This is a genomic window from Amycolatopsis sp. NBC_01307, assembly GCF_035975215.1.
Taxonomy (GTDB): domain Bacteria; phylum Actinomycetota; class Actinomycetes; order Mycobacteriales; family Pseudonocardiaceae; genus Amycolatopsis.
Map to the genome: position 1 here is coordinate 7,639,229 of NZ_CP108403.1, position 16,108 is coordinate 7,655,336.

Annotated in this window: 18 protein-coding genes; 6 read left to right on the forward strand and 12 right to left on the reverse strand. The window is 71.4% G+C overall.

Going from position 1 to position 16,108, the window contains the following annotated elements:
• Nucleotides 1–26: 26 nt before the first annotated feature.
• From OG439_RS33335 to OG439_RS33350, 4 genes are read right to left on the reverse strand one after another with little or no spacing between them, the layout of a single operon-like run.
• Nucleotides 27–755, reverse strand: coding sequence for a hypothetical protein (locus tag OG439_RS33335; RefSeq protein ID WP_326944656.1), 729 nt, complete (start codon nucleotides 753–755; stop codon nucleotides 27–29).
• A gap of 9 nt (nucleotides 756–764) precedes the next feature.
• Nucleotides 765–1,253: a GNAT family N-acetyltransferase gene (locus tag OG439_RS33340; RefSeq protein WP_326944657.1), complete on the reverse strand. Its 489-nt coding sequence runs from the start codon at nucleotides 1,251–1,253 to the stop codon at nucleotides 765–767.
• Nucleotides 1,220–2,125, reverse strand: a complete 906-nt coding sequence (locus OG439_RS33345; protein WP_326944658.1) for an aldose 1-epimerase family protein — start codon at nucleotides 2,123–2,125, stop codon at nucleotides 1,220–1,222. Before OG439_RS33345 ends, OG439_RS33340 begins: the two co-directional genes overlap by 34 nt.
• A gap of 10 nt (nucleotides 2,126–2,135) precedes the next feature.
• Entirely contained in the window at nucleotides 2,136–2,690 is a 555-nt protein-coding gene (locus OG439_RS33350; protein ID WP_326944659.1) for a hypothetical protein, read from the reverse strand.
• Nucleotides 2,691–2,811: 121 nt separating this feature from the next.
• Here OG439_RS33350 and OG439_RS33355 point away from each other — a divergent pair, with 121 nt between their 5' ends.
• The 4 genes from OG439_RS33355 (at nucleotide 2,812) to OG439_RS33370 (ending at nucleotide 6,095) form a co-directional block, all read left to right on the forward strand.
• Nucleotides 2,812–3,390, forward strand: coding sequence for a TetR/AcrR family transcriptional regulator (locus OG439_RS33355; protein ID WP_326944660.1), 579 nt, complete (start codon nucleotides 2,812–2,814; stop codon nucleotides 3,388–3,390).
• Nucleotides 3,390–4,226, forward strand: a complete 837-nt coding sequence (locus tag OG439_RS33360) for an MBL fold metallo-hydrolase (protein WP_326944661.1) — start codon at nucleotides 3,390–3,392, stop codon at nucleotides 4,224–4,226. The genes OG439_RS33355 and OG439_RS33360 overlap by 1 nt, the downstream gene beginning before the upstream one ends.
• Entirely contained in the window at nucleotides 4,223–5,053 is an 831-nt protein-coding gene (locus tag OG439_RS33365; protein WP_326944662.1) for an MBL fold metallo-hydrolase, read from the forward strand. The genes OG439_RS33360 and OG439_RS33365 overlap by 4 nt, the downstream gene beginning before the upstream one ends.
• Nucleotides 5,054–5,141: 88 nt before the next feature.
• The gene (locus tag OG439_RS33370) at nucleotides 5,142–6,095 is read left to right on the forward strand and encodes a hypothetical protein (RefSeq protein WP_326944663.1); all 954 of its coding nucleotides are present in this window, start codon (nucleotides 5,142–5,144) and stop codon (nucleotides 6,093–6,095) included.
• 62 nt (nucleotides 6,096–6,157) lie between these two features.
• On the opposite strand, the gene OG439_RS33375 is transcribed toward OG439_RS33370, so the two are convergent.
• The 3 genes from OG439_RS33375 to pdxH form a co-directional block, all read right to left on the reverse strand.
• Nucleotides 6,158–6,700: a DUF3558 family protein gene (locus OG439_RS33375; protein ID WP_326944664.1), complete on the reverse strand. Its 543-nt coding sequence runs from the start codon at nucleotides 6,698–6,700 to the stop codon at nucleotides 6,158–6,160.
• A gap of 25 nt (nucleotides 6,701–6,725) precedes the next feature.
• Nucleotides 6,726–7,991, reverse strand: a complete 1,266-nt coding sequence (locus OG439_RS33380; RefSeq protein ID WP_442788318.1) for an MFS transporter — start codon at nucleotides 7,989–7,991, stop codon at nucleotides 6,726–6,728.
• Nucleotides 7,992–8,276: 285 nt separating this feature from the next.
• A complete protein-coding gene (gene pdxH / locus OG439_RS33385; RefSeq protein ID WP_247058377.1) occupies nucleotides 8,277–8,954 on the reverse strand; it encodes a pyridoxamine 5'-phosphate oxidase in 678 nt (225 codons plus the stop codon).
• Nucleotides 8,955–9,183: 229 nt separating this feature from the next.
• Here pdxH and OG439_RS33390 point away from each other — a divergent pair, with 229 nt between their 5' ends.
• Nucleotides 9,184–10,857, forward strand: a complete 1,674-nt coding sequence (locus OG439_RS33390) for a purine-cytosine permease family protein (protein WP_247058379.1) — start codon at nucleotides 9,184–9,186, stop codon at nucleotides 10,855–10,857.
• Nucleotides 10,858–10,903: 46 nt separating this feature from the next.
• Here the strand turns inward: OG439_RS33390 and OG439_RS33395 are convergent, their stop codons facing one another.
• On the reverse strand, nucleotides 10,904–11,614 hold the full coding sequence (locus tag OG439_RS33395) for a TetR/AcrR family transcriptional regulator (RefSeq protein ID WP_326944666.1): 711 nt from the start codon (nucleotides 11,612–11,614) through the stop codon (nucleotides 10,904–10,906).
• Nucleotides 11,615–12,025: 411 nt separating this feature from the next.
• Between OG439_RS33395 and OG439_RS33400 the strand changes: the two genes are divergently transcribed.
• Nucleotides 12,026–12,262, forward strand: coding sequence for a hypothetical protein (locus tag OG439_RS33400; RefSeq protein ID WP_326944667.1), 237 nt, complete (start codon nucleotides 12,026–12,028; stop codon nucleotides 12,260–12,262).
• 63 nt (nucleotides 12,263–12,325) lie between these two features.
• On the opposite strand, the gene OG439_RS33405 is transcribed toward OG439_RS33400, so the two are convergent.
• The 4 genes from OG439_RS33405 to OG439_RS33420 are packed head-to-tail and all read right to left on the reverse strand — an operon-like array spanning nucleotide 12,326 to nucleotide 16,107.
• Complete coding sequence (locus OG439_RS33405) at nucleotides 12,326–13,021, reverse strand: urease accessory protein UreD (RefSeq protein WP_247058383.1); 696 nt, start codon at nucleotides 13,019–13,021, stop codon at nucleotides 12,326–12,328.
• Nucleotides 13,018–13,722, reverse strand: coding sequence for an urease accessory protein UreG (gene ureG, locus OG439_RS33410; RefSeq protein WP_247058385.1), 705 nt, complete (start codon nucleotides 13,720–13,722; stop codon nucleotides 13,018–13,020). The genes OG439_RS33405 and ureG overlap by 4 nt, the downstream gene beginning before the upstream one ends.
• On the reverse strand, nucleotides 13,712–14,392 hold the full coding sequence (locus OG439_RS33415; protein WP_326944668.1) for an urease accessory protein UreF: 681 nt from the start codon (nucleotides 14,390–14,392) through the stop codon (nucleotides 13,712–13,714). Before OG439_RS33415 ends, ureG begins: the two co-directional genes overlap by 11 nt.
• Nucleotides 14,392–16,107 carry an urease subunit alpha gene (locus OG439_RS33420; protein ID WP_326944669.1) on the reverse strand — a complete coding sequence of 572 codons (1,716 nt, stop codon included), beginning with the start codon at nucleotides 16,105–16,107 and terminating at the stop codon, nucleotides 14,392–14,394. The genes OG439_RS33415 and OG439_RS33420 overlap by 1 nt, the downstream gene beginning before the upstream one ends.
• Nucleotide 16,108: the final 1 nt, after the last annotated feature.

Below are 16,108 nucleotides of genomic sequence, written 5' to 3' on the forward strand. Positions count from 1 at the left end.
CTGGTCCGGGCAGGCGCGAGCCGGGCTCAGCTCGCCAGCAGATCGAACGCGAAACCCACGACGACCAGCAGGACGCCGATGACGCGCAGCGACCGGTCGGGCTGCGGACCGCGCAGCAGCACGAGCGGCGGCCGGACGAACAAGCCGTAGACGACCAGCGGCCAGGCCCGGGCCAGCAGATTCAGGCCGAGCGAGATGCCGGTGAAGACGGCCATGAGCGAGAGCGGGAAGGTCAAGACGACAACCAGAATCGCCACCCACCAGGGCAGGTCCTGCTCGACGGATCCGCCGTCCCACGCTGAGCGGGCCCAGATCGTCAGGGCCAACATCAGCGCCGCCCAGACGAGCACGACGGTCACCAGGATGCGCTTGACCCGGCGGGTCTCCGCGTCGAGCGGTTCGCGCTTCGGCTCGCCGGTCCGCCCTTCGATGCGCCGTTCCTTCATCTGCTTCGGCCGGATGTAGTCGGCCAAGAGGTCGCGGTAGGCGGCCCGGAAGATCACCCGGCTTCGGCGCCAGGTTTCGGCGAGCGTCTGCCGCTGTCCCTCGACCGGCCTCGCCCGCAGCCGCTCGCCCCACCCCGTGATGCGGGCGACGCCCACGATGTCGATGATCGCCGCCAGGCCGCCGGTGAACTGGCCGAGCTTGCCGAACCGGCCCCACCACAGCACCGGCAGGCCCCACAGCCGGAAACCCGCCACGGACCGGCCGTCGAACCACAGCCCCCAGGCCTGCCAGAACGAGACCGTCTGCACCGCAGCAGCCTACGGAACCCGCGCCTTCTCCAGGTGCACCAATTCGTGGTTGTTCTCGGGCGTCCGGTGCGTCTCGCGGTAGCCGTGCTTCGCGTACATCCCCAGCGGCCCGACGCTCTTCGACCCGGTGAACAGCCGGAACACCGTCACCTCCGGCGGGGCCGCCGCCTCGGCCGCGAGCAGCAGCCCGCCGCCCAGGCCGGCGCCCTGCCGGTCCGGCGCGACGACCAGCCGGGTCACCAGACCCACGTGTCCCGTCACCGTCAGCCGCACCGACGCGAGCAGCCGGCCGTTCTCGCGGAACCCCCACGAGAGGCACGACTCCAACGCCGCCTGCGCCTCCGCAAGGGTCTCCAGCAGCGGCGGCAGGTCGAAGTCGTCGTGTGCGCGGGCTTCGGTGATGTACGCGGCGCGTTGCAGCGTCAGCACTTCACCCGCGTCGGCGACGCCCAGGCGAAGCGGCTTCACTTGACGCGGATGCCCCAGCTGCCGGACCACGACGTCGCCGGCTCCAGCTCGACCAGGTCGGTGCCGGTGTTGAGCGCGTCGGCCGGGCAGGTCATCGGCTCGATCGCCACCGCGCGGCCGCGGCCGACCAGGTCGTCCGGCGTGAAGACCTGCGCCCAGTGGAAGTCCGGGCCGGTCCAGACCAGCAGCTGCTGGTCGCCGTGCGCGAGGACGAAGTGGTGCAGCCCGTCGTCGGCCGTCGTGAGACCGCCGAACGCCGTGTCCAGGTCGACGTCTGCGAGGACGCGCCCGCCGCGGAAGTCGAACTCGGTGCCCTCGACGTCCTGCTCCGGCGCGTACGGCATCTGCTCGTCGCCGAGGTAGGGCCGGACGCGGCTCGCGGGCAGGGTGAGGGTCAGCTCGTCGGTCGGGACGTCGCCGATCCGGAAGTACGGGTGCGTGCCGACGCCGACGCCGATCGGCTGCTCGCCCTCGTTGCGGATCTCGTGCGTGATGGTCAGCTCGCGCGGCGCGAGGTCGTAGGTGATCGTCGCGCGCAGCGGCACCGGCCAGCCCGGCTGCACCTCGACGTCGACGGCCAGGGTGATCGACGACTCGGCGTGCTCCAGCAGCTCCCACTCGAGGTGGCGGGTCAGGCCGTGGATGGCGTTGCCGCGCGCCTCCTCGGTGATTTCGAGCTGCTGCTTCTCGCCCTGGAACGTCCACTGGCCGGCCTTGGTCCGGTTCGGCCAGGGCAGCAGCACCTGCCCGGCGCCCTTCGGCGGCTTCGCGTCTTCGGCGAACTCCTCGACGTACGGCACTCCGCCGACTTCGAACGCGCGCAGGCCCGCACCGATCTCGGTGACGACGGCGCGCGCGTTGCCGCGGGTGATCTCGAACTGCTGACCGGTCGGGTTGCCCATGCGGACGACCTTACCGAGGCTGCGGGACGACCTTGATGCCCAGCGCCGCCGCGTCCGCCAGCAGTTCGGCCAGCACCGCGCGTTCCCGCTCGGTCCAGTCCCGCTCGGCCACGTCGACGTCGAGCGCCGGCGGAGTCGGCTCGGCGTGCACCGCCGCGGCCAGTGCGGCCAGGAACTCGCCGGGCCCGTCGTCGGGGCCGAGCACCGCGAGGACGATGCCGTCGAGCTCGGCGGGGATCCACAGCCGGGGCCCGAGAACCCGGACGAGCGTCCTGACCTGAGCCGAAACGACTACACTCCGTGTACCCAGGTCGCTCTCCCCGACCTCCAGCCCGAGGTCGGCCAGGGCGGCGCGGACGATCTCGACGTCGACCGGATCGGCGCCGTACCGCTCGGCGAACAGGTCTCGTCCGAGAGTGCCCGGACCCGTGGTGAGCTGGTCAGGGATTGACGAACGCCGACGCAGCACCAGCGTCACGGTGACGCGCCGCCGCGAGCTGGCGGCGGCCCGGGGCAGCGCTCGGCGAACACCACCCGGCAGTGCGACGAACTCGGATTCGCTCACGCTTAGTGATGCTGCTCCGCCGATACCCGGTCAGACCAGCGACCTCACCCGGATGGCCGTAGCCGAACTTTTCAGCGTTACTCACTAGACCGGTCGTCATAGTTTGAGTTACGGTCGTCCCATGGTTCGCCGCACCGACACGCGGCAGCGGATGCTCGACACCGCCGCCGACCTGTTCCACTCGCAGGGTTACCACGCCACCGGCCTCACCCAGCTGACGACGGCCGGGGGCGCGCCGAAGGGGTCCCTCTACTTCCACTTCCCCGGCGGCAAAGAACAATTGGCCGCCGAAGCCGTCCGGCTGTCGAGCGAACGCACCGGCGCGCTGCTCCGCGCCGTCGTCGCCGACGCCCCGGACGTCGTGACCGCGATCGACCGGGTCGTCGACGCGCTCGCGAACTTCCTCACGGAGTCCGACTTCCAACGCGGCTGTCCACTCGCGACAGTCGCGTTGGACGCCGCCGCCGAGAGCGAGCCGATCCGGGAAGCCTGCGCGGACGGCTACTCGGACTGGCACGACATCCTCACCGCGTACCTGGCCACCCAGGGACTCGGGCAGGAGCGCGCGGACGAGCTGGGCACCATCGTGCTCGCCGCCGTCGAAGGCGGGCTGCTGCTGGCCCGCACCCGCCGCGACGTCGCCCCGCTGCGAGCCGTCGCCGCCCACCTGCACGCCACCCTCGAACGGGAGTTCTCCTGATGCGCGTCCACCACCTGAACTGCGGGACCATGCGCCCGCTCGGCGGCCGGCTGGTCGACGGCCGGCCGGGCCTGTTCCGCCGCGCCACCATGGTCTGCCACTGCCTGCTGCTGGAGACGGCCACCGGGCTGGTGCTGGTCGAGACCGGCACCGGCACGCCGGCCGCCGTCGACCGCGAGGCCTGGCTCGGCGCCGGGTTCGTCCGGCAGTCGAACCCGGTCGCGGATCCGGCGTTGCCCGCGATCGCGCAGATCCGGGCGCTCGGCCTCGACCCGGCGGACGTCCGGGACATCGTGCTGACCCACCTCGATCTCGACCACGCCGGCGGGCTCATCGACTTCCCGTGGGCACGCGTGCACGTCTACGCCGAGGAGCTGCGCGCTCTGCAGTCGCCGCGTGACGCCGCGGAACGCGGGCGGTACCGGAAGATCCAGTTCAGTCACAGTCCACAGTGGACGTCCTATTCGGACATCGGCGAACCGTGGTTCGGCTTCGACGCCGTCCGGCAGCTGGCCGGCCTGACCGACGAGGTCCTGCTGATCCCGCTCGGCGGCCACACGCGCGGGCACGCCGGCGTCGCCGTCGACACCGGGAGCGGGTGGCTGCTCAACGCGGGCGACTCGTACTTCTTCCACGGCCAGGTCGACCCGGCCGCGCCGCACTGCCCGCCAGGCCTGAAGTGGTTCGAGGGCCGCATGGAGACGGTGAAGGGCGCCAGGCTGGACAATCACGCCCGCCTGCGACAGCTTGTTCAGGAGCACGGCGACGAGGTGACCGTCTTCGCCGCGCACGACGAGACCCAGTTCCTCCGGCTGAGCACCAGGAGCAGCGTATGAAGGTGCACCACTTCAACTGCGGCACGATGCGCCCGGCGGGCGGCAAGCTGCTCGACGGCGAGCCCGGGCTGCTGCGGCGGGCGGAGCTCGTCGCCCACTGCCTGCTGATCGAGACCGGCGACGGCCTGGTGCTGGTCGACACCGGGTTCGGCACCCAGGGTGTCGCCCAGCCGGGCAAGTGGCTGGGCCGGCCGTTCATGGCGATGGTCGGCGCCCGGCTCGAAGCGGCCGAGACGGCGGTCGCGCAGATCGAGGCGCTCGGCCTCGACCCGGCCGACGTCCGCCACATCGTGCCGACCCACCTCGACGTCGACCACGCCGGCGGGCTGGCGGACTTCCCGAACGCGGTGGTGCACGTCCGCACCGAGGAGCAGCGCGCGGCGACGGCCCCGTCGAACGCGGCCGAGAAGAACCGCTACCGCGCGGCCCAGTTCGCCCACCGTCCACTGTGGAGCACCTACGACGAGACGGGCGAGCCCTGGTTCGGCTTCGACGCGGTCCGGTCGCTGAAGGGCCTGCCGGAGGAGATCCTGCTGGTCCCGCTGACGGGCCACACGCTCGGCCACAACGGCGTCGCGATCGACACGGGCAACGGCTGGCTCCTGCACGCGGGCGACGCGTACTTCTTCCACGGCCAGCTCGACCCGGTCGCCCCGCACTGCCCGCCGGGCATGACGGCGTTCCAGAACATCGTCCAGACGAAGCGCGACGCCCGCCTGGCCAACCTGGCCCGGCTGCAGGAGCTGGTGAAAGCCCACCAGGACGAGGTGACGGTGTTCTCGGCCCACAGCCCGGTGGAACTGGCCGCCCTGCGCCGTCGTGAGTGAGAAACAGTGTTAGAACACTGTTTCTCACTCACGACCGGGAACCGGACGATCGCCCGCCGCATCTGAGCCGTGGACTTCGGGAGGCTCGATGGTGGGGAAGGCTCGGTGGGGCGTCGCGCTGCTCGCCCTGCTGGTGGCGGCCTGCGGGGGCGGCCCGCCGGTCGCTCCCGCCGTCGCGCCGGTGCCGGCGCCGCTCGATCTCTCCGGGGTGGTGCTGCTCCAGCGCAACCCCGGCCACGACGACGTCGTCTTCGCCGATCCCGCCACCGGCGTCGTGAAGACCACCCTGCCGCTGCCCGGGCGCGACACCTCGCCGACCCGGTTCGACGGGCCGGCCAGCAAGCTCGACCTCGTCTCCCCCGACGGGCAGTACGCCACCCTCGAGTCCGGCGGCGGCGTCGACGTCTTCAAGCTCGACCGCCGCGGGCGGCGCTACGAACGCACCGGCACCGTGGCGGGCTTCCGGAACCCGCGGTTCGGCCCGATGGGCACGAAGCTCTACTTCGACGACGGCAGAGCCGTCTACTCCACCGACTACACGCGGCCCGGCCAGAACACCGAGGAAGCCGGCCTCGTGCCGCCGGACGACCCGCTCGACCCGCGCGTCCAGGCCTGGTGGCCCGACGCGCAGGGCACGGTGCTGACGTGGAAGGACGTCCGGCGCGCCGGCGGCCTGGCCTACCTGACCGACTCGTCGGGCGCGATCGGCTACGCGACCTACGACGACGCGGGCACGCGCTACTACTTCGTCACCGCGCTCGACGCCGTCACCGTGCTGCTGTACGCCGTCGGCGGCACCGACGCGCACGGCGCGCTCGCCCGGCTGAAGGTCGACGACGGGGTTCCGCAGGTCACCAAGCTCGTCGACCGCGCGGAGCCGCGGATCGGCAAGGCGGCCGCCGCGCCGGACCGGGCCACCGTGCTCTACCAGACGACGCAGGGCGAGTGGTTCGACTCGCCCACCACGCCGGGCGCGATCACGCGGCCCGCGTTGAAGCAGCTGCCGGCGGCCGGTGAGCGCCAGCTCGTCGGCTGGGCCTGAACCCGCAGCTTTCGGGGGTCCGGGTGGCGGAGCCCCCGGCCGGGGCGAAGCCCCGTCACAGCTCAGTTGCTCGCCGCGAGGGCGGCCTTGACCAGCGGCGCGAGCTGTTCCGGCGTCATCTTCGCCGGGCCGGTGTAGTTGATCAGCACCGGCGTCCCGGACACCAGCTCGGCCGCGGCGAGGGTGGCCGTCTTCTGCTCGTCGACGTAGTAGACCGCGCCGTCCGGGAACCCGGCGACGTCCTGGGCGCCCGGCTTGGCCTTCTTGATCGACGCGACCATGTCGGCGGGCTTGGCCTGGCGGCCGTCGTACCGCGTCACCGCGAGCGCGCCCGCGGCCTTGTCGTCGAGCTTGTACTCGCAGGTGCGGGCCTTGCCGCCGCTGGTCGCGTTGTCCTGCACCGGTCCCGGCACCGCCGTGAGGTTGTCCAGGAACAGCGCCTTCGACACGGCCGCGGCCGGCAGCAGCGCGCACGGGTCGAGCGCCGCCGCGGCGGCGTTCGTGCTCGGCTTGGGCGCGGGCGACGACGAGCTGGGCGCCGGCTTGTCCTCGGCGGAGCAGGCGGTCAAAGCGGCAAAAGCGACCAAAGCGACTGCGATACGCATACTTTGCACAGTAGCCGGAAGCGCCCTAAGCCGTCGGCGCCCGGTACCGCCAGAACGCCGGGAGCACCAGCATCGCGGCCAGGACCAGCACGATCACCAGCAGTCCGCCGACGGTCGCCGTGACTTCGGTGCCGAACGCGGCGGCGCCCCAGCCGTGGGTGAGGTCGGCGATCCGCGGGCCACCGGCGACGACGACGGTGAACACGCCCTGGAGCCGGCCGCGCATCTCGTCGGTGGTGGCGGTCTGCAGGATCGCCATCCGGTAGACCGCGCTGACCATGTCCGCGGCGCCGGCCGCCGCCATGAAGAGGACCGCGAGCCACAGCGAGTGCGCGAGCCCGAACCCGGCGACCGCCGCGCCCCAGGCGCAGATCGAGATGACGACCGCGACGCCCTGGCGGTGGATGCGCGTCAGCCAGCCGGAGAACAGCCCGATCAGCATCGCGCCCGCGGGCAGCGCGGCGTAGAGCCAGCCGAGCGCCGGGCCGCCGCCGGGCGGGTCGCCGAAGGTGCGTTCGGCCATCTCCGGGATCAGCGCGCGCGGCATGCCGAAGACCATCGCGATGATGTCGGCGACGAACGAGGCCAGCAGGATCTTCTGCCCGGCGAGGTAGCGGAAGCCGTCGACGACGTCGCGGACGCCGGCGCGGCGCGACGGCCCGTTCAGCGGCGGGATCGACGGCAGCCGCCAGACCGCGAAGAGCGTGATCGTCAGGGCGACGACGTCGATCAGGTAGAGCGTCGAGAGGCCGAGGACGGGGATCAGCGCACCGGCCATCAGCGGGCCGAACACGGCGCCGAACGTCGACATCGTGCTGCTCAGCGCGTTCGCCGACGGCAGCAGCTCGGGCGGGACGAGCCGGGCGACGACCGCGCCGCGCGTCGGCATGTTGATCGCGAAGAACGCCTGGTTGACGGCCAGCAGGGCGAGCACCAGCCACACCGAGCCGAAGTTCAGGAACGCCTGCAGCCAGAGCAGCGCGGACGTGATCGCGACCCCGACGTTCGTGACGAACAGGAGTTTCCGCCGGTCGACGGCGTCGGCGATGGCGCCGCCCCAGAGCCCGAAGACCAGCAGCGGGACGAGCGCGACGAGCCCGGAGAGACCGACGTACGCCGACGAGCCGGTGAGGTCGAAGACCTGCTTGGGCACGGCGACGGCGGTCAGCTGGGTGCCGACCGCGGTGACCACAGTGGACAGCCAGAGCCGGCGGAAGGCCGGGATCTTCAGCGGCCGGGTGTCGACGATGATGCGACCGAGAAGCCCGCGGATGCCCGTGCGGGGCGGCAAGGTCCCCCGTTGATCACTCACAACCAATGAGCTTAGCTCGGCTAACTATCCCCGGTCGCGTGATTTTCGTCGCCGCGGCCGGTGAGCGCCCCCCGCCCTCTCCGGGGGTTCGGCCCCGCACCCAGTTTATCGGGGCCGGCCGACGGGACGCCGGAAAAGCCGTCTCCAGGGCCCGGTTGTCCACATCACGGCCGGGGTGGGGACAACCCGGCCGCGACGGCCGGCGTCGACGCCGGAACGCCGAAGGGCCCCCGCCGCGGCGGGGGCCCTTCGGAAGATCGACAGCTACGGCGCGACGCGCTCGATGTTCCAGCCGTCCTCGTGGCGCATGTAGCGGAGGCGGTCGTGCATGCGGTCCTCGCGGCCCTGCCAGAACTCGACGAGGTCCGGCCGGATCCGCCAGCCGCCCCAGTGCGGCGGGGCCGGGATCCGCTCGACGTCGGCGAAGCGCCGCTCGATGCCGTGCAGCGCGGTCTCCAGGGCGCGGCGCCCGTCGACGACGCGGGACTGCGGGGACGCCCAGGCGCCGAGCTGCGAACCGCGCGGCCGCTGCGCCCAGTACTCCGCCGTCTCCTTGACGCCGACCTTCTCCACCTCGCCGCGGACGTGGACCTGGCGGTGCAGCGGGTACCAGGGGAACGTCACCGACGCGTAGCGCGTCGCGGTCAGGTCGTGGCTCTTCGACGAGGTGTAGTTCGTGTAGAACACGACACCCCGTTCGTCGAGGCCCTTGCACAGCACGGTGCGGGACGACGGGCGGCCTTCGGCGTCCGCGGTCGCCAGCACCATCGCGTTGGGTTCGGCGATCCCGGCGGCGACGGCCTGGTTCAGCCAGCCCTGCAACTGGTCGGTCCACGTGGCCGCCAGCGCCGACTCGTCGAACGCGGCGCCGTCGTAGGCGACGCGCATCCCGGGCAGGCGTACCACGGCGTCTTCCACCTTGTCCTCGATCTCCGGCATCATCGCCAAACCTCCGTACCCGGTCGGGGCCCTGACACTTGGGTCCAGGTGACGTTAGGGCCTCGCGAGCTGCAGCGGAACCCACTGAACGGTGACTCCCGACACGACTTCGCCGCCATCGTCACGTAACCGCCCGTCAGCAAGCGTTTACGCCCGCGTTACCTCCCGGACCGGGATCGATAAAGGACGCGTCTATCTTTCGGCCCGTTCCCCACCACCCCCGGAGGCAGGCATGACCGAGATCCTGTCGAACGCTGAAGAAACGGCCCCACCGAAACGCCAGTACGCACCACTCGCGGCGAATGAGAACCGCGAGGACTACTCACTGCGCTTCGCCGCTCATTCGTTCCGGAAATGGTCACCGTTCGTGGTCGCGACAACGGCGCTGGGCGGCATCGCCTACCTCGCCGACTTCGCGATCGGCGCCAGCATCGTGCTCTCCTACGGCTTCACCTCCGGGGTGCTGGCGATCCTCGCCGCCGCCGTCGTCATCTTCACGACCGGCGTGCCCATCGCGGCCGCCTGCGCGAAGTCCGGAGTGGACATGGATCTCCTGACCCGCGGAGCCGGCTTCGGCTACTTCGGGTCAACGCTCACCTCGCTCGTCTACGCGAGCTTCACGGTCATCTTCTTCTCGCTCGAAGGCTCGATCATGGGCCAGGCCTTCGAGCTCGCCCTCGGCATCCCGCTGGCGGTCGGTTACCTCCTGGCCACGCTGATCGTCCTGCCGTTCGCGCTCTACGGCATGGGCGCGGTGGCGAAGATGCAGACCTGGACGCAGCCGCTGTGGCTGGCCGGCCTGGTGCTTCCGTTCATCGTCGTGCTGGTCCGCGAGCCGGGCCGCTTCGCCGACTTCGCGGCCTTCGGCGGCACGGACGGCGCCGGGTCCGGGTTCTCCGCGATCGGGTTCGGCTTCGGCATGGGTGTCGCCCTGTCGCTGATCGGGCAGATCGGCGAGCAGGCCGACTACCTGCGGTTCATGCCGGAGAAGACGGCGGAGAACAAGCGGGCCTGGTGGACCGCGGTGCTCGCCGCCGGGCCCGGCTGGGTGATCCTCGGGGCCGCGAAGCAGATCGGGGGCGCGTTGCTGGCGTTCCTCGCGCTCGGCGTCGTCGGCGAGACGGCCGCGCTCGAACCGATCGCGCCGTACGTCGAAGCCGTGAAGCCGGCTCTCGGGCCGGTCGCGCTGACGTTCGCCGCGCTGTTCGTCGTCGTCTCGCAGATCAAGATCAACACGACCAACGCGTACTCGGGCTCGCTGTCGTTCGCGAACTTCTTCTCCCGCGTGCTGCACAAGCACCCGGGCCGCGTCTGGTACGTGCTGGTGAACTGCGGGATCGCGCTGGCGCTGATGGAGTTCGGCGCGTTCGGGTTCCTGAACAAGATCCTGGGCTTCTACTCGAACGTCGCGATCGCCTGGATCGGCGCGGTGTGCGCGGACCTCGTGATCGCGAAGCCGCTCGGGCTCTCGCCGAAGTACATCGAGTTCAAGCGGGCCTACCTGCACAAGATCAACCCGGTCGGGTTCGGCTCGATGCTCGTCGCCTCGACGGTGTCGATCGCGGCGTACTTCGGGGCCTTCGGGCCGTTCCTGGCCGCGTTCAGCCCGCTGCTGGCGCTGGTCATCGCGATCGTGCTGGTGCCGACGCTGGCGGTCGTGACGCGCGGGAAGTACTACCTGGCCCGGCCGAACACGGTCGCCGGGCCCGACCAGGACGTCGACCTGCGGGCGACGTACACCTGCTCGGTCTGCGGTGATCCGTACGAACTGCCGGACGTCGCCGACTGCGCGAAGCAGAGCGGGCCGATCTGCTCGCTGTGCTGCACGCTCGACAACAGCTGCCACGACCTGTGCCAGACGACGGGTCCGGTTTCGCTGGGCATTCCCACAGCCCGCCAGGCGTAACGTCCGTGAAGGCCCGTTACCGGCGTCCGCCGCCGGTAACGGGCCTTCACGTTGGCCGGGTTCCCCCCGGATCCCCCTCCCGGCTCGACTGTTCCACGTCGGCCGCGGCACCGCGGTTGCCCTCGATGTCCAAGATCTTTTCCGGCCGCATGATGGCCGACAGCATCATCGCGCGGAACTCCGCGCCGATCTCTTCGACCGGCAGCGGCGGGTCGTGCGCCTGCCATTCGCGCAGCAGCCCGGTGCCCGCCCCGACCAGCGCGATCGCCGTCAGCCGGTAGTCCCGCACGGGCACGACGCCGTGCTCCGCGGCGCGGTTCGCCTCGGCGGCGATGAAGTTCGCCCAGCGGTCGACCCACACCTGGTGCTGCGCCTCCAGCTCGGCGCTGACGCCGACCGCCTCGACGTAGTTGAGGCGCGGCATCCGGGGATCCACGGTGACCGTCGCGATGAAGACGTCCAGCAGCTTCGAGATGCGGGTGAGCGCGTCGGCGTCGGCGACCTTGTCGAGCTCCGCGGTGACGTGCGCGAGCGCCAGGCTGTTGATCTGGTCGTGGAGGGTGCGGAGCACGTCCTCCTTGCTCGTGAACTCCTCGTAGAAGTTCCGCGTCGACACGCCGGCCCGCGCGCACACCTCGGTGATCTTGGTGTGCCGGAAACCGGTGGAGGTGAACAGCTCGAGCCCGGCCACGAGCAGCCGTTGACGGCGATCGGCACGACGTTGCTCGGGCGCGACCCCGCCGTACGTGCGAGCCACCGGTTCTCTCCTCCTTCCGAGGGATTGCCAGATCCTACCCGGGTGAGTAAATTGTGAAAATCTTCGTTACCAGAGGATCTGCCGATTCGGTCGTCGCGTACGACACCGAGCCTGCGCGCGCACGGTATCGAGAACGAGCGCATCCCGCTCGCGCAAACGCTTTCGCGAGGCCGGCGCCGGTACTCCCCGGCCGATCCGGCATTCGACAACTTCCGCTCGCCGGGGACGGCGCAGGGGGTCTTCCCCGGCGAGCGGCGGCACGTTCACGCGAAAGTGCCGCACCGCGGCCGGTAACGAGCCCCGGCGTGTCGACGACATCACGATGTCGATCACCTTTCGAGGGGAACCACTGTTCTTGCCGGTTGCGGTAATGATGCGCCACCAGACCCCGAGGCGGAATGGACATCCGAGATGAAGAAGGCCGGGTTCACGCCGAACTCGCCCCACACGTACGACGAGATGTTCGAGTCGGCCACGAACTTCTGCGCCGCCGGCTCGGCGCTCGCGATCGCCGGGCTCGCACGAACGGCGCTGGACCCCGCACAAGCCGACGCGATCGCCATGCCGGCTCCCGGGAAGGACCCCGACACAGCGGCGACCGCGTACGGCGCCGCCACCTGGAAGTGGGCCTGTGGCCACCACCAGTGACCGGGCGCGCGGCGGCACCCGAAACTGTCGGCCCCCTCCGCTAGCGTGGAAATCGGGGGCTGCTCAGAACGGCGCCAGCGCCGTGACAGCGTCCGGCGCGAGCGAGGTCGTGAGGGTGCCGCCCGCGGCCAGCGGCGTGCGCGACCACCACTCACCGGAGGCCGCCGGGAGTTCCTCGCCGCCCACTTCCAGGTCGGTGGCCAGGACCCGGCGGCCCGCCAGGTGGGCCAGGCTCGCGTCCAAAGTGGAGTCGCCGATCGTCAGCGTCTGGCGCAGCACCGGCGTCACACCCCGCGTGACCTGCTGTGACGTCGTGAGCGTGCCCGGCTTCTCGTTCGCCCGGCCCAGCACCAGCACCTCGCGCGTGTGCAGGTAGGCGTCGTCCGCCAGCGAGGCCCGGAACACCGCGGTGTGCCGGGCCCGGGCCGTGATGACCGTCGGCTCCGGCAGGTACTCCAGCCGGCCGCCCTCGGCCACCGAGACGTCCACTGTGGACAATGAACCCTCGCCGTGCAGGCCGGGCAGCGCCAAGGTGGCCGCGACGCCGGAGAGCCGCAGGAACGCGCCCGGGCCGACGTGGATGGTCAGCCGGAGGTCGTCGCCGCCCAACGGGGACGTCGCCGAGTTGACCAGGTGGACCACCGCCGTCCGGCCGCCGCCGCGGCGCGGGAACAGCGTCAGCGGCGCCATCGAGCGCAGCTCGCGCAGGATCGTGCGCGAGCCGTCGAAGCACGCCGTCAGCCGGGCGTGGGCCTTCACCCGGCGCGGACCGGGAGCAGCGACCGGACCCAGTCCGCCACCGCCGGCGCGTCCGGGGTGTCCACAAGGGACTGCGTGATGACCGGCAGCTCGCCGCGCATCCGGTGCGCGTCCGACGTCATCACGTCCATGTCCGCGCCGACCAGGTGCGCGAGGTCGATCTTGTTGATCACCAGCAGGTCCGCGGTCGTGACGCCGGGGCCGCCCTTGCGCGGCACCTTGTCGCCGCCCGCGACGTCGACCACGAACACCTGGCTGTCGGCCAGCCCGCGGCTGAACACCGCGGTCAGGTTGTCGCCGCCGCTCTCGATGATCACCAGGTCCAGCCCGGCGAACTTCTCCTCCAGGCGCTCGACGGCGTCGAGGTTCGCGGTGATGTCGTCGCGGATCGCCGTGTGCGGGCACGCGCCGGTCTGCACCGCCTCGATCCGCTCCGGGTCCAACACCCCAGCCCGCCGCAGGAAGTCCGCGTCCTCGGTCGTGTAGATGTCGTTGGTGACGACGGCGAGGTTCACCTCGTCGCCCAGCGCCCGGCACAGCGCCGCGGTCAGCGCCGTCTTGCCCGAGCCGACGGGCCCGCCGATGCCGATCCGGTAGGCGCGCCCGGCCGTCGGCGCGGGGTCGTAGTGATCGGGTTCGGCGGCCGTCGGGTCGAAGTTGACCTCGTGGAAATGCCCGTGACCGTGGCCTTCAGCTGGCAAAGAGACGCACCTCTTCCTGGTGATGCCGGGCGTGCGCCTCGGCGAACAAATCCAACCCTGGTGATCCGGGGGCCGGCAGCGACGCCGGGTCGTCACCGGCGACCGCGGCCGCGGTCTCGCACACCGACCGCAGGTCGAGCCGCGCGACGACGGCGTTGACGGCGAACGGGTCCAGCCCCAGCAACCGCACCGCCGCGCTGGCGGGCCCGCTCACGGCCAGGTAGGCCACGGCCATCGCGGCGTCGTACGGCGCACCGCCCGCGACGCCGACCAGCGCGCCCAGCACGATCGGGTGGTGCGGCCGCGGGGTTTCCTTCACCAGCGCGACGAGCACCGGTGACGGCCAGGAGATCCGCCCGGCCCGCGCGGTCCCCCGCCCCTGCGCCCGCGACGCCTCGCGCTGCGCGAGCGACGGCGTCCGCGCGTCCAGCTCGGCGTCCAACCGGGACCAGTGTCCACTCGCGACGGAGCGCGCGGCCGCGTGGGCCGACGCCGCCGCGAACACCGCCGCCAGGGAACCGGCCGTCCGCAACCGTCCGGAAAGGAATCCCGGAAGGTCCCGTTCGGACTTGATCAGCTTGCGCGCGACGGCTTCTTCGAGCCCGCCACTGTGGACGTGCCCGCCGCCGGGAAAGCGCGAGTCCGCGAGGATGAGTGCCGAAAGGTCCATCAGAAGAGAAAGTACCTTTGCGCCATCGGCAGTTCGGTCACCGGCTGCGGCTCGATCAGCTCGCCGTCGACGTGCACCGCGAAGCTGTCCGGCTCGACCCGGACGTCCGGCGTGGCGTCGTTGAGCACCATGTCCGCCTTGGTCCGCGCGCGCATGTTCGAGACGGCGACCAGCGGCCGCGTGATCCGGAACGTCTCCCGCAGGTTGCTGTCGAGGGCCTCCGGTGCGACGAAGTGCAGGCTGAGCGCGGCGCCGATGCTGGCGCCGAACATCGGGCGGGCCATCACCGGCTGCGGCGTCGGGATGGACGCGTTCGCGTCGCCCATCGCCGCCCACGCCGGGAACCCGCCCTTCAGGACCACGTGCGGCCGGACGCCGAAGAACTTCGGCTCCCACAGCACCAGGTCGGCGAGCTTGCCGACCTCGACCGAGCCGATCTCGGTCTCCATGCCGTGCGCGATGGCCGGGTTGATCGTGTACTTGGCGACGTAACGACGGGCGCGCAGGTTGTCGGCCGCGCCGTCGCCGGGCAGCGCGCCGCGACGGCGTTTCATCACGTGCGCGGTCTGCCAGGTCCGGATGATCACCTCGCCGATCCGGCCCATCGCCTGCGAGTCCGAGCTCATCATCGAGATGGCGCCCAGGTCGTGCAGGACGTCCTCGGCCGCGATGGTCGTCGGCCGGATCCGGCTCTCGGCGAACGCGAGGTCCTCGGGCACCGACGGGTTGAGGTGGTGGCAGACGACCAGCATGTCGAGGTGCTCGTCGAGGGTGTTCGCGGTGTGCGGCCGGGTCGGGTTGGTCGACGACGGCAGCACGTTCGGCAGCGAGACGACCTGGATGATGTCCGGGGCGTGCCCGCCACCGGCGCCTTCGGTGTGGTAAGCGTTGATCGAACGGCCGCCGATTGCGTCCACAGTGGACTCCAGGAAGCCGGCCTCGTTCAACGTGTCCGTGTGGATGGCCACCTGGACACCGGACTCGTCGGCCACCGTGAGGCAGGCGTCGATCGCCGCGGGCGTCGTGCCCCAGTCCTCGTGCAGCTTGAACCCGCCCGCGCCGGCCGCGAGCTGCTCGCGCAGCGCCTCGTGCCGGACGGTGTTCCCCTTGCCCAGCAACAGGACGTTGACCGGGTAACCGTCCATAGCGGACAGCATCCGGCCGAGGTTCCACGCGCCGGGTGTCACGGTGGTGGCCTTCGTGCCCTCGTTCGGCCCGGTGCCGCCACCGACCAAAGTGGTCAGTCCGGCGGCGAGCGCGGTGTCGACGAGCTGCGGGCAGATGAAGTGGACGTGGCAGTCGATGCCACCCGCGGTGAGGATCTTCCCGTTGCCGGACAACACTTCCGTCGACGGGCCGATCACCAGCGCCGGGTCGACGCCGTCCATCGTGTCCGGGTTGCCCGCCTTGCCGATCCCGACGATCCGGCCGTCGCGGACGCCGACGTCCGCCTTGACGATGCCCCAGTGGTCGAGGATGACGGCGCCGGTGATGATCAGGTCCGGCGCGCCCTCGGCGCGGGTCGCCGTCCCCTGGCCCATCGACTCGCGGATCACCTTGCCACCGCCGAAGAGGACCTCGTCGCCGGAACCGCCGGGGCCCATCGAGCGGTCCTCGGTGACCTCGATCAGGAGGTCGGTGTCGGCGAGCCGGATCCGGTCACCGGTGGTCGGGCCGAACAGTTCCGCGTAGCGCTCACGGTCGATCTGCGGCATT